Below are 14,153 nucleotides of genomic sequence, written 5' to 3'. Positions count from 1 at the left end.
AAATAAAAAAATACTCACAAGTTTTTTATAATACAGACTAATCACCTCATATTCTTTATACGCTCATCTCTGAATAGAAATCCTCTCTAAATACTCAATTCCAACAACACCTATTATTCTACTTAACCCAGCCTGCCTATTGTAACATCCAACCAACAATCTACTTCCAGCACTTTCTAGGAAAATAGCTGACTATCACTCTGGTACAAACGCTCTGATAGTGGCCTCGCCTTTTGTGCCAAAACAACTAATTATCAACCTTAAAGCTAACTCTATGAAACCGGAATTAATACCGCAATCGCCCGGATTACGCGGGTACATGCTCTTTATTGCCTTTTCTTTTCTCTGCTTCAATCTCTCTCTTTTCGCTAATGACCAACCATTTATTGTAGTATCAGGTATAGTAACCTCGTCGGAAGACAATCTTGGCTTGCCGGGAGTAAACGTACTGGTGAAAGGTACCACCCAGGGTACCGTGACCGATGTAGAAGGTAAATACAGCATCAACGTACCCAATGACGACGATATACTGGTCTTTTCATCTATCGGGTTTGTCTCTCAGGAAGTACCGGTAAACGGTCGCACTACCATTGATCTTACTATGTCGGAAGATGTTCAGGCACTGGAAGAAATTGTGGTGATCGGCTACGGCACCCAGAAAAAATCGGACTTGACCGGATCAGTGGGTTCGGTAGATGTGGAAGAACTCCAGGAACGCCCCGCCACTTCACTTAACCAGCAATTGGCCGGAAGAATACCGGGAGTGCAAGTAAACGTGAACTCCGGTCGGCCGGGTGGACGAACCAATATTCGTGTCCGGGGCTTTAGCTCAATCAACTCTACCAATAATCCGCTCTATGTGGTAGATGGAGTGCAACTGCCGATGAATAATCAGGCGCAGTTCAGCCAAGCGATTGACTATATTAACCCTAACGATATTGTATCGGTAGAAGTATTAAAAGATGCTTCCTCAACCGCCATTTACGGTGCCCGGGGTGCCAACGGGGTAATCTTAATTACCACCAGGAAAGGGCAGTCTGGCGAAGGGCAGATTACCTACAATTTGGATCTCAGTGTGAATGCGCTGGGTCCGAATATGCCTGAGGTACTGAACGCTGAGCAGTATCTGGCAGTAGAAGAACTGGCGTGGCGCAATATGGAGAAGTTTGATCCCGAAGGCTGGGCTGCGGGTCGTTGGGCGTATCTAAATCCTGAGTTAAAGCGAACAGACCCTCGTTTGTTCGACAGTGAAGGCAATCCAATTTACGATACCGATTGGATTCAAGAAACTACCCAGAATAGACTCTCCCAAAACCATCAACTTGGCTTTAGCGGAGGTAACGACAAGACCACGTACTCCATCTCATTAGGCTACCGCGACGATCAGGGATTGTACAAGCAGTCGTACCTCCAACGCTACTCCGGTCGGTTAGCCCTGGACACCAAGATTAAGGACTGGCTAACGGTAGGGACTACACTGAACTATAATTTTCAGACGGAAAATATTGTGGATTACAACGATCAGGTAGCCCGACGGATGGTAGAGGATTTTCCGTTTCTTCCCGTGAAGTACGAAGACGGAACCTGGGCCGATAACCGCGATTACCCTTTTGCCGAAGGAACCATGAGCTCCATGCACAACCTGCACGAGCGTAAGTTCATTCTGAACACTCAAACGGTAATTGGAAGCCTGTTTGCCAATATAAAACTAGCCGAAGGCTTAGAGTTCAGAACAGTGTTCGGAACCAATATTCTCACTCAAGAAACCAACCGTTACGAGGGGCGAACAATTCGTATTGGCGATCAGGGACGGGCCTGGTTAGACAATGACCGGGAAACCTTTTGGTCGTTTGAAAACTACCTAACCTACAATAAAGACCTTGGTGATATTCACTCCTTTACGGGCTTACTGGGTATCTCTTGGCAAGAGACTGACTTCTTCAGCATGTCGTCGGAAATCCGGGGTTTTGCTACTGATTACTTTTCTTTTAGGAATATTGGAGCGGGAAGTAATAACCTGGAAGTAGGTTCTAATGCTACCCGCCATGCGCTGAACTCTTACTTCGGACGCTTCAACTACAGCTTGCTCAACAAATACTTAGTGACTTTCACCGGGCGGGTAGACGGCTCATCTAAGTTTGGGGAAAATAATAAGTTCGCCTTCTTTCCCTCGGCCGCAGTAGCTTGGCGGGTTTCTGAAGAAGGTTTTCTGAGCAACAGTAATCTCATTTCTAACTTAAAGCTACGCGCTAGTCACGGTCTGACGGGTAACTCCGAAATTCCCCCTTACTCATCGTTGGCTTTGCTGGGCTCCGACTACGCTGCCATCTGGAACGAATCCCGCTTCGGGGGAACCGGTATTAACCGCTTAGCCAATCCAGATTTACGCTGGGAACGAACCGCCCAAAGTGACATTGGCGTTGAAATTGGCTTATTCCGAGGACGGGTTTCGTTGGAAGCGGACGTTTACTACCGCAAAACGACTGATATGTTGCTCGATGCTCCGGTACCGCAAACCAGCGGTTACGAAACTATCCGTCGGAATATTGGGTCTATGGAAAACCGGGGGCTGGAGTTGATGTTAAATACCATCAACATTGAAACCGAGAAGTTCACTTGGTCGACCAACTTTAATATCTCGATGAACCGGAACGAGGTGTTGTCACTGGCTACTCCGGCAGACATATTCGGAGTGGGAGGGCCTAACTTTACCAATCCTACCAACATCATTCGGGTAGGTGAGCCCGTCGGTTCTTTCTGGGGCTTAAATCGCCTAGGCGTTTGGGGTACCGATGAAGCAGCCGAAGCGGCGGAGTTTGTTAGCTACCGTAACGGCCTGACCATCTTGCCCGGTGATATTAAATACGAGGATGTGAACGGCGACCGGGCCATCACTGATGCTGACCGTATGATTATCGGTAATGGTTACCCGATAGCCTGGGGGGCTTTGTTCAACACTGTGCGCTACGGCAACTGGGATTTAACCTTAGACATTCAGTATTCCTACGGTAACGATGTGATGGATATGAACCTACACCCTAGTGAAGACCGACAGGCGTTAGCAAATAGTTACACGACGGTGCTGGATGCCTGGACTCCCGAAAACCAAGATAGTCCGATTGCCCAAATCCGGGATACCCGAGCGGGTTACGTGACCAATGTGGATACCCGCTGGATTGTAGACGCTTCCTTCATCCGGGGACGAAACGTAGTGCTAGGCTATACACTACCGACCAGCTTGGTAGAGCGAATTCGCCTGGATCGAGTACGTATCTATAGTTCCGTTCAGAACTTCTTCCTCGTGGTAGATGATCAATTGATCGGTGACCCGGAAGTCACTCCTATCCGGGGTGGCGATAACAACAATGCCTTCTCCCAAGGCATGAAGTGGCACGATTATCCGAAGCCTACCACTTATTTACTAGGTGTTCAGATCGGTCTATAATTCCTTGAAATCATTAAAGCTATAAGTATGAAATCGTATATAAATAATTTTGGTACTAAACTGCTCCTTCCGCTCTTCTTACTGGCTGGGGCAGCTTGTTCAGATTTTCTGGAAGAGGAAGATCCCTCTAACCTAACCCCCGAAAGTTTCTTCACCATTCCGGATCACGCCGAGGCTTCAGTAGCTGCGGTTTATGATGCCGCTCGCTTTTACGGCGATGGGGCGGGTATTTTCTCGTCCAACTGGCAATTGCTCGAAGCACCCACCGGAACGTCTACCACCGAAACAGCGCAAAATTCGGATTTAAATAACTTGTACTCACTGACATGGGATGGTAATACTATTCACATTCGTAACTGGTGGCGAGGACTGTACGAGGTAATTGCTAACGCTAATTTGACAATTGATCGCGTACCTGCTATCTCACCGATGGAGGAAGACCAGAAATCCAGAATATTGGGAGAAGCCCGGTTTTGGCGAGCTTGGGCATACTTTTACGCAGTGCGACTCTGGGGTGATGTGCCGTTGGTGCTCATGCCTCAATCTACCTCTTCCGAAGACTTTTCTCCATCCCGTACTCCCCAGCGGGAGGTGTACGACCAGATTGTGGAAGACTTACAGGTAGCCGAAAGTGCCGGACTGCCTTGGACGGATCCCAGTGGGCGGATTTCTACTTCAGCGGCCAAATCTTTACTGGCCAAAGTTTATTTGACGATGGCAGGTTTTCCGCTGAATTTAGGTCAAGAGTATTACCAGTTAGCAGCAGATAAGTCAAAAGAAGTGATTGATAATGCTGGGCCGATTGAACTGTTTGATGAATACGGAGACCTGCACGATGAGAGTTTAGGGAATACCAAGGAGCATATTTTTAGCTTGCAGTACAACAATGTGGTTGCGGGTAATCCGATGGGCAATATGTTCCCGAACTTTAAGCCGGTGACATACCGAGGGCCGTCGGGTACCGGAAGCACGGTGCCTACACTTTCGTTCTATAATTCTTACGAAGAAGGCGACCGCCGAACGGTTAACCAAGAAGGCTTTTTCTATAACACCTACTTTGCCAACGGTAGTGGTGAACCCTTCGACTTGGGGGCACCTTATATTTTCAAGCACTTTAATGTGACAGCTAACGGCACGCAAGGTATGCCCGGCACGGCGCAGGATAATCTGAACGTACCCATGATTCGTTATGCCGAAGTGCTACTAATTTATGCCGAGGCGCAGAACGAAATAAGTGGCCCCACCCAGGAAACCATAGATGCCTTAACGCAAATTCGCGACCGGGCTGGTTTGGAAACCCCTTCGGTGGGTGGGTTTGATCAGAATAGCTTCCGCGAGGCGGTATGGCAGGAGCGCTGGCACGAACTGGCCTACGAGGGTAAAACCTGGCTCGATATGATTCGCCTACGGCAAGTCTTTAACGAGCAAACCGGAGAATTTGATGATTTTGTCGGGCACGTCAACCTGAGCTCTAATGAAGCCTTACAAGAGCGACACCTACTGTTTCCATTACCAGTACAGGAAATGCTGAACAACCCCAACCTAGAAGTCCAAAACCCCGGCTATGAATAACTTTTTTCAATTAACAATGAGCAATTAACAATTAGTAATGATCGCTATTTTTATTTGTTCATTGCACACCGCTCATTGTTAATTGATTAGAGTGTATAACAAAAAGGGTGTAACTCAGGCAGCTTTTTGGTAAAGAGCTTGTTGTTCGTGTTTGACTACTGTTTGTAGGTAGTTGTCCCAATCGCCGTTCTTTCTGACGGCTCGTAGGTTGAGCATATTCTGCGCACCTTGTTTTCCCCAATGCATGCCGTTTCTCTCCATACGGCTCTTTACAAAATGTCCACAGGCACTTTCCACCGCTCCGGTGGTGATAGGAAATCCTAGCTGTAGATAGGTTTTGTAATCTACCATATGCTGATGGTTGGTCAGGTAGGTGATGGCTCGTTGGACAGTGTCACGCTTGTATTGAGACAAGGTAGCCTGTTGCAAGATAACTTGCCATTGCTGTCGTACCTCATCATGCTGGCTGTCTAGTAACAAGGCGGCTTGGCTTCTCACCCAAGCAAAACGATTGGGATGCTTCTCCCCCCAATGAGCGTTAGCCACCTTCCAAACGTACTCTAGCAAGTGAATAAAATCCAGTACGTAGGCCTCTACCCGATGGGTAACTTTCTTTTCTTCTACCACTTGCCGAACTGCTTTTTCTAAGGCTCGGTCACCGTCTATCAAAACGATGATCGGCTTTTTTGCACTAGCATCGCGCCGAAGTAGGTTTTCCACCCCGTAGCGGATGGCCCCTACCTTGTCTGAGAGAAAGGCTCGTAGATGCTTGTGCTCGTGCCAGGTATGCCCTCCATCGGGCTTCTGCGGCTCATGGGTAGGGCAAAACAAGCTCTCTAAGAGTTCTTGAGCCTGCCGGGGCCGCGGGGTAAACGAACTGCTCAGGCTTACTGTGGCTTCTTTTTTGACCCCCTTCTTCTGTCCTTTGCTCAGACGAACCGCCGTACTTTCCTCAGCTCGCTGAGTTTCGCTGCGACGAATGGGCACCCCCTTACCGTCAAAGCCTACGCTCAAATGAGTACCATCTTCTATGTTTTCCCAGGCTTGTTGCTCATAAAAGTCTTTTACTTGCTCGCAAAGCCTGTAACTACACCGTTGGCTTTGCATACCCCTTAGGGGATGACCTAAGATGCGCTCCAACTGCTCAGCACTTTGGGCAAAGTCCATCTCGGTGGCCCCATACCCTAACCAATCATCCAATACGTAAGAATAGTTGCTCTTGGGTAAGCCCAACGCTTCGTCCAGCCGGTAATAGCTCTTACCAGTGGTTGAGTAATACTTGGGGCGGGCAATGGATAACGGGCCAAAAATGCTTCGGTAAGGCCGACTACGCAGCCCGGTGTTCTTCATCTTTTCCCCTGCACGATCAACGGGAACCCCCTGAACAGCGACTACCTGTTGTATACTCAAAATGTAGTATTCTAACAGTTGAAAACCTAACTGCAATAAACTGGTAAACAAAGACCGCTCTACCTGATGAATTCTCATTCCTTCTTTACTTCGGGCATCCATTTGGGCTATTATCTGATCTAAGTGTTGTCTTATCTGGTTGATTTTTGCTTCCTTTACTTCCATAGCGAGTTTTTTTGATGGTGGTTGAAGACCTCAAAATTAAGGGAATCTCTGCATTCCCACTCGCTTTTCCTCTGCACCCAATTCGTTATACACTCAATTGATTAAGGTTGCTTGTCCCAGAATTTCTCTCAGGGTGCTAATCGGAATGTCTTTACGGGGATTGACGGTTAGCACCTTGATTCGTTTTCGTCCGCCGCTCTCTAGTGCCGGATGATCCAGGTAGCGTCCTTCTACCATACCTACGTAGGGCTGTCGGCTCCGGCGGTCAACTGAAAGGTAGCACAGCATCTTACCACTAAGGAAGAAAAAAGGCGTCTGATACTTCCAAACTTCGCTAATCTGTGAATCATAATTTAGAATTATTTCTCGCAGAGTGAGTAGGCAGCTTCGGTTGGGCTCCAACTGGTTTTCGTAGTATTCGTCTAGCATTTTCATTTGGCCCAAAATAAAGGAAAACTTCAGTAATCGCGCATTCTGCGGATTAGTCAAAAGTGAGAAGAGAGAAAAATATTATTAAAATAGTTATATGAAACTTGTAAAATCAGTCTAAAATATATTACTTTGTAATTCAAAGTACTTTTAGTATGCAAGAAACTGATTATTTGCAAGATATTAGCGAGATCCGCTCCATGATGGAGCGTTCTTCCCGCTTCATCTCCCTAAGCGGACTTTCCGGAGTGATGGCGGGGATATACGCTTTGGTAGGAGCTGGCTTGGCGCACTGGTGCATTTCGCTGTACCGGGCCGGCGAGATAGATTCGTACCGAACAGTGGTTGGTTATCTCTTTCTGATTGCCGGAGTAGTATTGCTGTTAGCAATTGGAACAGGTATTTGGCTCACCACGCGACGGGCTCGAGAGCAGGGACAAAAAATCTGGGATGCTACAGCTCGCCGATTGGTTATTCATCTGATAATTCCACTAGCGGTAGGTGGTATCTTTGCCCTAATTCTCGTAGGTCAAGGTTACACGGGTATTGTTGCACCTAGTATGCTCATCTTTTACGGCCTGGCTCTGATTAACGCCAGTAAATATACTCTTACTGATATTATGTATCTGGGATTGGCCGAAGTAGCCCTAGGTTTACTCGCTACCATTGTGATTGGCTACGGTTTATTATTTTGGGCAATAGGATTTGGCGGATTGCACATAGTATACGGAGCATCTATGTATTATAAATACGAGCGGTGAAGCATCTTTTACACCAGTTTGATAAAGCGTTTGAAAATAAAGTACGATTGGGCATCATGTCAGCCTTAGTGGTAAACGATTCGCTGGACTTTAGTGCCCTGAAAGAACTACTGGGAGTAACCGACGGAAACCTAGCTAGCCATCTGAAAGCCTTGGAAAAAGTAGAATATATTGACGTGCAGAAACAATTCGTCGGTCGGAAACCTAATACGCAATACGCGGCTACAAAAACTGGTAAGAAAGCCTTCAGTGCCCATCTGGACGCGCTGGAAGCGTTACTAAAAGCCCAAAAACAAACTCAGTAAAAAATTTTACTTATTAACTTTGAAATACAAAGTACTTTCAAATATGAAAAATCAAACACTTAAAACTTATCTCTGGATTGGTACCTCGCTGCTAAGTAGTTTTCTATTCTACGGGCAAGGCGCTGGACTGAATTTCCTTTTATACAGTCTTGTGTTCGTAGCAATCAGCTTCGTATTGTACCCTGAATTACGACAGTCTGCATCGGGTTGGTTTATTACGGCAGGTTACTTGTTAACTGCGGTAGGAGTGGTGTGGCACCATAGCTGGCTGGCCATACTGCTGTACCTATTTTCGTTCATCGCTTTAGCTGGATTTTGTGCGTACCCTCGTACTTCTTTAGGCATTGCCCTACCGAATGGTTTTTATGCTGCCGGACTAAGTTTCTGGCGTAGAGAGTGGTTAAATAGAAAAGCGAAACAGCAGGGTAGTTTAACTCCTGCTCGGGTTATGTCTTGGCTCGTTCCCGTATTTATCACCACGTTATTTCTGATGCTCTACATCGGAGGCAGTCCGGCTTTTGCCGCTTTGTTCACCCAAACTGAGATTGAAGTTATCTCTTTCGGCCGTATCGTTTTCACCTTGGTTAGTGCCTACCTGCTACTGGGTATTTTCTATCCAACGGGTATCCAATCGCTAATCCAGCTCGACCAGCGCATTCCTAACCTACTGTTGCGCCATCGGCAAGCACAGAAGCAACGAGCTTTCAATACGATTGGATTGAAATACGAGTACCGCAGTGGCTGGTTGCTGTTTATCTTGCTGAATGGCTTACTGCTTTTATTCAATGGGGTAGACACTTACCATCTGTGGACGGGGAAACTACCTCAAGGCGTAACCTACTCCGAATACGTGCATCAGGGGGTAAACGCCCTGATTATTTCTATTATACTAGCCATCAGCATTGTAATGTATTTCTTCCGGGGAAATCTGAACTTCTACCATCGTAGCCGACGACTGAAGCTAGTCGCTTACGCCTGGGTTGCTCAGAATGTGTTTTTGGTTCTAGCCACTGCCTACAAAAATAGTCTGTACATCGATGCTTACGGGTTAACTCAAAAACGCATAGGCGTATACGTGTATCTACTAATGACGCTGGTAGGATTATTCTTCACCTATGTAAAGGTGCGGGAAATAAGGACGAACGCCTTTTTGCTACGATACACCAGTTGGGCGTTCTACGCTATTTTGGCGGGGCTGACGCTATTCAACTGGCCCCGCTTTATCACGAAATACAACTTGACGAATCTGCCCGCTGAGCAAATTGATTTTCAGTATTTGAGCTATATATCGGATCATAATCTGGATCTATTACAAGATGCGCTGGTAAATCCTAACTATCACATAGCGGCGAGTACCCGAGAAAATATCATGAATGAGATCAGCCACTTTCGCTACACTGAATCTTGGCAAGACTGGCGGTCGTGGAACTACGCTGACGAGCAGGTGATGATTAATTTAGATTACCAGTAGGGATGTTATTAATGATGTCCCTACTTAAAAAGAAAGAAGAATGAAACGAAGAATAGGAATTGCCACATACGCAGCCATATCACTAATATTTGTGTTGCCTCCGCAGAGTTATCTGCACGATATATTGCACTCGTTTGCCGTACAGGCTATCATTGGCTACGGATTATTAGGTTTACTCGCTAGCTTTTTCCGAAGAATGCTCATGACCGCCGCTTCCTTGGGGGCCGCTCTGCTAATTGCCGGAAGTCTTTACCTGATGCAAGGGGAATCGGTAAATGTTACGATGGCTAACTCCTACGCAGAAGATACGCTAGTTCGGGTGGCTCACTTTAATGTGCTCTGTAGTAACCAACGGTTTCAAGAGACGGCCGATTCGGCGCGGGCCACCCAAGCTGATTTACTGTCGTTTCAAGAGGTAAGTGAGGATTGGGGGAAGCAACTGAAGCAACTGTTATCCGATGAGTATCCCTACTTTCATATAGTGACGGATGCGGAAAATGCCAGTCGCGGACTCGCGGTATTTTCTAAGCATCCGGTAGAAGATGTACAAACTATTTACTGGGACGATATGCCGAATATTACCGGGAATGTACTACTTCAGGGAGAAGCTATTCATTTTATTGCATCTCATACGTTATCGCCCCGAAATCGCGGACGCTACCAGCAGCGGAACCGGCACATCCGCCGTATTGCCCGCTACATCAAAACCATTGATCGTCCCGTACTAGCCATTGGCGATTATAACGTTGTCCCTTGGAACCCCGTCATTCGGGAACTCACGCAGGCTACTGATCTGCAACATAGCCATACTGGTTGGCAACCTACGTTCCCCGCTCGTTTCCAGGGAATGGGAGTACCCATTGACTATATTTTTCATTCCCCGGAATTTCACTGCCGTAAGTTTAAAGCGCTACCCGCTGCCGGTTCCGATCATCGGGGTATTGTAGGGGAGTATTTGTTAAATACTGAGGGATAATTCAGCAAGCTGTATACCGACTTAGCTTTCGGCAAGCTGACGGTTGGCTAAAATAATCATATCCTTGGGGGCGATGATCGTTTTTTCGTAGCCACCTACCGTAGCCTGAATCATAGCTAGGCCAATTTGGGTAGTACTTACTACGTAATTGGGGACTAAGGCTCTAATGGCTTTCACTAGCCACATAAAATAGTCGTACAGAAATTGGTAGCTTTTGGTACGGGACTTTATCCCCCGAAGGGGCATAAGAACCCCCGGACGAAACATGAATGCTTGCTTAAAGCCCATTTCAAGTAAGTCGTTTTCCGCCTGTCCTTTCACTCGTGCCCACATTAAACTACTCGTTCCTGAAGAGTCAGTGCCCTGCCCGGAAACAAAAATGAAGGTCATTTCCGGATTCTTCTTGTGGAGTACTTCGGCCAACGCTATTGTATACTCGTAGGTAATTGTGCGGTACTGTTCTTCGCTTAGTCCGGCAGCACTAATACCCAGACTGTAGTAGCAGGCATCGTAGCCAATCAGGCTTGTTGCCAGCGGGGTAAAATCAGAAAAATCCTGGTGAAGAATTTCGTTGAGCTTAGGGTGAGTCATCCCTACTGAGTTCCGACCAATTACCAACACTTTGCTAATGGCTTCATGATCTAAGCACTCCAGTAAAACTCCTTTGCCAATCATGCCTGTAGCTCCCGTAATAATGACTTTCATAGCAATGTAGTAATTGGATTGAAGATATTCATCACAGGTACTTACGGATGATGAGAACGTAAAGATGCTATCATCTTATTTTAGAGATTCTAATTCAGCTTCCAGATTGGCTCTGGCTGGCTGCTCATAATCTTCATAAAAAATATCCGTTTTGAAAATTCTTTCTATGGCTAGGAAGTGCTGAAGTACTTTCCTGCGCCCTCTTTTGTAAAGAAAGTCAGGGTAGATTGCATATTCCTTTCTAATCTTATTTGTGTATTCCTGATAGATACTCGGGCTTTCACCCAATATCGCTAGGTCAAAGTCTAGTAGGTAGTTGGTATCAGAATCGCTGTTGAACGAGTGGCTTTGGGTAGCTATTATCTGGGCGTGGCATTTGGTGATTTTATCAGTGGGTACTCCCAACTTAGATAATCGCTTACGAGCCATATCAGCACTTTTGTGCTCATTATCTTGGCGCGTCGCATCGTACACAATGTCGTGGTAGAAAACACTAAATAAAATTGTATCTGGATCAGATAGATTGTCGTGATATCTTGTAGCGTGGTCTACCATATATTTCAGATGAGTTAAGTTATGGTAGTTTCGCTTTTTGGTAGTATGGCTTTTTTCGATTTCATCCCATAGCCTATCCACCAACTGACGGTCGTTGCTATATTTTGCGGTGAGTTCCTGCCAGACGATTGATAGGTTCTTCATGTTCTCTTAAGAATTATCGTCAGCGATTACTCCACCAAAACTGTATTATTTTTGAGGAAAACACTAGCGTAATACAGATCTAAGGCGCACTCTGTTCTCCGGTAAAGCCCTTTTATTCGCGCCATACCATGTACCAAAGCCGTTTGTTTCGCCCAAGACCTGCATTTCCAGATATTTAAGAAACTGGTTTAAAACAGCTTCTTAAATATCCAAGTTAGCGTACTTGGCATTTTTCTCGATAAACTCCCGGCGGGGAGCTACCTCATCGCCCATGAGCATGGAGAACAGGTGATCGGCTTCGGCAGCAGATTCGATGGTTACCAGCTTCAGGCTGCGGGTTTCGGGGTTCATGGTGGTTTCCCACAGTTGCTCGGGATTCATTTCACCTAGCCCTTTGTAGCGTTGCACTGATACAGATTCTATCTTTCCGTCGCCTGCTAATTCTTTTACCGCAGTTTCCCGCTCTTCTTCCGTCCAGATGTAACGCTCTTCCTTTCCTTTCTTTACTAGGTAGAGTGGGGGAAGGGCAATGTACAAATAGCCACTTTCAATCAGGGCACGCATGTAGCGGAAGAAGAAGGTGAGAATCAGCGTACGAATGTGGCTTCCGTCTACGTCGGCATCCGTCATAATGATAATCTTGTGGTAACGAAGCTTTTCCATGTTTAATGCCTTGTCGTCGTCTTCGGTGCCGAAGGAAACGCCCATGGCGGTAATCATGTTTTTGATCTCTTCGTTATCGTAGATTTTGTGCTCCTGCGCCTTTTCCACATTCAATATTTTTCCGCGCAATGGCAGAATTGCTTGAAAGGTTCTTTCTCTTCCCTGTTTGGCACTTCCCCCGGCACTGTCCCCTTCCACTAAGTACAACTCGCAGTTTTCGGGGTCGCTGTCTGAGCAATCGGCTAGTTTGCCAGGTAGGCCGGTGCCAGTAAGCACATTTTTGCGCTGCACCATCTCCCGGGCTTTGCGAGCGGCGTGGCGGGCCTGAGCTGCCAGTACTACTTTATTAATAATTACTTTAGACTCCTTTGGGTGTTCTTCTAGGAATGTAGCCAGTGCATCACCCACACAAGATTCTACTGCGCCCATCACATCAGAGTTGCCTAGCTTGGTCTTGGTTTGCCCTTCAAATTGGGGTTCAGCCACCTTCACCGAAATTACGGCAGTAAGACCTTCCCGAAAGTCATCGCCACTGATATCTACTTTCACTTTATCTAATAATCCCGACTTGTCGGCGTAGCTTTTCAGCGTGCGGGTTAATGCCCGGCGGAAGCCAGAAACGTGGGTGCCGCCTTCAATAGTATTGATGTTATTGACGTAGGAAACTACATTTTCGGTGAAAGAAGTATTATAGGTGAGGGCTACCTGTACGGGTACTCCGTTGCGCTCACTATCCAGATAAATGGGTTCCGGAATAAGGTTATCGCGGTTGTTATCTAGGTAAGCGACAAACTCTAACAGCCCCCCTTCGTAGTAAAAATTTTCTTTTTCCGGTTCACCGTCCTCATCTTTATCCCGCAAATCGGTTAAGCTGATGCGAATGCCGGCGTTCAGGAAGGCTAGCTCGCGTAGGCGGGAGGCAATGGTTTCGTACTTATACTCGTGAACATTGAAAATTTCGCTGTCGGGCACAAAGTGAACGGTAGTTCCGGTGCGGTCAGTTTCACCAATAACTTTCACGTCAAAAAGAGGTACACCTCGGGAGTACTTTTGCTCATGAATTTTTCCTTCTCGGTGTACGGTAGCTGTCAACTCTTCGGAAAGTGCATTTACGCAGGAAACCCCTACTCCGTGTAGTCCACCCGATACTTTGTAGGTATTTTTATCGAACTTTCCCCCGGCGTGCAGTACGGTCATTACCACTTCCAGAGCAGATCGCTTTTCTTTGGTATGAATCCCAGTAGGAATCCCTCGGCCATCATCAGTTACGGTAATAGAATTATCGGGGTGAATAACAACGTCAATATTGTTGCAGTAGCCAGCCAGTGCCTCGTCAATGGAGTTATCCACCACCTCGTACACCATGTGATGCAACCCTTTAGTATTTACGTCGCCAATGTACATGGCCGGACGCTTGCGTACTGCTTCCAGCCCCTCTAAAACCTGAATATTATTGGCTGAATAATCGCCGGGTTTGACATTTGCCAAAGAATTAGTATCTGTAGTTTCGCTCATAAAATGAATGGTTGTAAACAGTCAAAATTACGATAAT

The 14,153-nt window shown here is 46.5% G+C and carries 11 protein-coding genes; 6 read left to right on the top strand and 5 right to left on the bottom strand.

Annotation, left to right across the window (positions count from 1 at the left end):
* Positions 1–274 precede the first annotated feature (274 nt).
* Both P0M28_RS07340 and P0M28_RS07335 read left to right on the top strand, forming a co-directional pair.
* The gene (locus P0M28_RS07340) at positions 275–3,445 is read left to right on the top strand and encodes a SusC/RagA family TonB-linked outer membrane protein (RefSeq protein ID WP_302209066.1); all 3,171 of its coding nucleotides are present in this window, start codon (positions 275–277) and stop codon (positions 3,443–3,445) included.
* A gap of 27 nt (positions 3,446–3,472) precedes the next feature.
* Complete coding sequence (locus P0M28_RS07335) at positions 3,473–5,017, top strand: RagB/SusD family nutrient uptake outer membrane protein (RefSeq protein ID WP_302209064.1); 1,545 nt, start codon at positions 3,473–3,475, stop codon at positions 5,015–5,017.
* A 114-nt stretch (positions 5,018–5,131) separates the two neighbouring features.
* On the opposite strand, the gene P0M28_RS07330 is transcribed toward P0M28_RS07335, so the two are convergent.
* Both P0M28_RS07330 and P0M28_RS07325 read right to left on the bottom strand, forming a co-directional pair.
* Positions 5,132–6,592, bottom strand: a complete 1,461-nt coding sequence (locus P0M28_RS07330) for an ISKra4 family transposase (protein WP_302204760.1) — start codon at positions 6,590–6,592, stop codon at positions 5,132–5,134.
* Between the two features lie 93 nt (positions 6,593–6,685).
* Positions 6,686–7,027 carry a DUF1801 domain-containing protein gene (locus P0M28_RS07325; RefSeq protein WP_302209063.1) on the bottom strand — a complete coding sequence of 114 codons (342 nt, stop codon included), beginning with the start codon at positions 7,025–7,027 and terminating at the stop codon, positions 6,686–6,688.
* Between the two features lie 149 nt (positions 7,028–7,176).
* On the opposite strand from P0M28_RS07325, the gene P0M28_RS07320 reads away from it, so the two are divergent.
* Genes P0M28_RS07320 through P0M28_RS07305 form a run of 4 tightly spaced genes read left to right on the top strand, consistent with a single transcriptional unit; the run spans position 7,177 to position 10,534 of the window.
* Positions 7,177–7,782: a hypothetical protein gene (locus tag P0M28_RS07320; protein WP_302209062.1), complete on the top strand. Its 606-nt coding sequence runs from the start codon at positions 7,177–7,179 to the stop codon at positions 7,780–7,782.
* The gene (locus tag P0M28_RS07315) at positions 7,779–8,087 is read left to right on the top strand and encodes a winged helix-turn-helix domain-containing protein (RefSeq protein ID WP_302209061.1); all 309 of its coding nucleotides are present in this window, start codon (positions 7,779–7,781) and stop codon (positions 8,085–8,087) included. Before P0M28_RS07320 ends, P0M28_RS07315 begins: the two co-directional genes overlap by 4 nt.
* 43 nt (positions 8,088–8,130) lie before the next feature.
* On the top strand, positions 8,131–9,558 hold the full coding sequence (locus P0M28_RS07310; RefSeq protein ID WP_302209060.1) for a DUF4153 domain-containing protein: 1,428 nt from the start codon (positions 8,131–8,133) through the stop codon (positions 9,556–9,558).
* A 40-nt stretch (positions 9,559–9,598) separates the two neighbouring features.
* Entirely contained in the window at positions 9,599–10,534 is a 936-nt protein-coding gene (locus P0M28_RS07305) for an endonuclease/exonuclease/phosphatase family protein (protein WP_302209059.1), read from the top strand.
* A 21-nt stretch (positions 10,535–10,555) separates the two neighbouring features.
* Here P0M28_RS07305 and P0M28_RS07300 read toward each other — a convergent pair whose 3' ends face one another.
* The 3 genes from P0M28_RS07300 to gyrB form a co-directional block, all read right to left on the bottom strand.
* Entirely contained in the window at positions 10,556–11,239 is a 684-nt protein-coding gene (locus P0M28_RS07300; RefSeq protein ID WP_302209058.1) for an NAD-dependent epimerase/dehydratase family protein, read from the bottom strand.
* A 75-nt stretch (positions 11,240–11,314) separates the two neighbouring features.
* Positions 11,315–11,938 carry an HD domain-containing protein gene (locus P0M28_RS07295; RefSeq protein WP_302209057.1) on the bottom strand — a complete coding sequence of 208 codons (624 nt, stop codon included), beginning with the start codon at positions 11,936–11,938 and terminating at the stop codon, positions 11,315–11,317.
* A gap of 201 nt (positions 11,939–12,139) precedes the next feature.
* The gene (gene gyrB, locus P0M28_RS07290) at positions 12,140–14,116 is read right to left on the bottom strand and encodes a DNA topoisomerase (ATP-hydrolyzing) subunit B (protein WP_302209056.1); all 1,977 of its coding nucleotides are present in this window, start codon (positions 14,114–14,116) and stop codon (positions 12,140–12,142) included.
* Positions 14,117–14,153 lie beyond the last annotated feature (37 nt).

Origin of the sequence: Tunicatimonas pelagia, assembly GCF_030506325.1 — a bacterium.
Lineage (GTDB): Bacteria > Bacteroidota > Bacteroidia > Cytophagales > Cyclobacteriaceae > Tunicatimonas > Tunicatimonas pelagia.
The sequence above is the reverse complement of the archived record's forward strand: the minus strand, read 5'-3'. Positions and strand labels throughout refer to the sequence as shown.

What these genes read in the sequence shown, in the direction of transcription:
- P0M28_RS07340 (WP_302209066.1), top strand. Translation starts at nt 275, where the DNA reads ATGAAACCGGAATTAATACCGCAATCGCCCGGATTACGCGGGTACATG.
- P0M28_RS07335 (WP_302209064.1), top strand. Translation starts at nt 3,473, where the DNA reads ATGAAATCGTATATAAATAATTTTGGTACTAAACTGCTCCTTCCGCTC.
- P0M28_RS07330 (WP_302204760.1), bottom strand. Translation starts at nt 6,592, where the DNA reads ATGGAAGTAAAGGAAGCAAAAATCAACCAGATAAGACAACACTTAGAT.
- P0M28_RS07325 (WP_302209063.1), bottom strand. Translation starts at nt 7,027, where the DNA reads ATGAAAATGCTAGACGAATACTACGAAAACCAGTTGGAGCCCAACCGA.
- P0M28_RS07320 (WP_302209062.1), top strand. Translation starts at nt 7,177, where the DNA reads ATGCAAGAAACTGATTATTTGCAAGATATTAGCGAGATCCGCTCCATG.
- P0M28_RS07310 (WP_302209060.1), top strand. Translation starts at nt 8,131, where the DNA reads ATGAAAAATCAAACACTTAAAACTTATCTCTGGATTGGTACCTCGCTG.
- P0M28_RS07305 (WP_302209059.1), top strand. Translation starts at nt 9,599, where the DNA reads ATGAAACGAAGAATAGGAATTGCCACATACGCAGCCATATCACTAATA.
- P0M28_RS07300 (WP_302209058.1), bottom strand. Translation starts at nt 11,239, where the DNA reads ATGAAAGTCATTATTACGGGAGCTACAGGCATGATTGGCAAAGGAGTT.
- P0M28_RS07295 (WP_302209057.1), bottom strand. Translation starts at nt 11,938, where the DNA reads ATGAAGAACCTATCAATCGTCTGGCAGGAACTCACCGCAAAATATAGC.
- gyrB (WP_302209056.1), bottom strand. Translation starts at nt 14,116, where the DNA reads ATGAGCGAAACTACAGATACTAATTCTTTGGCAAATGTCAAACCCGGC.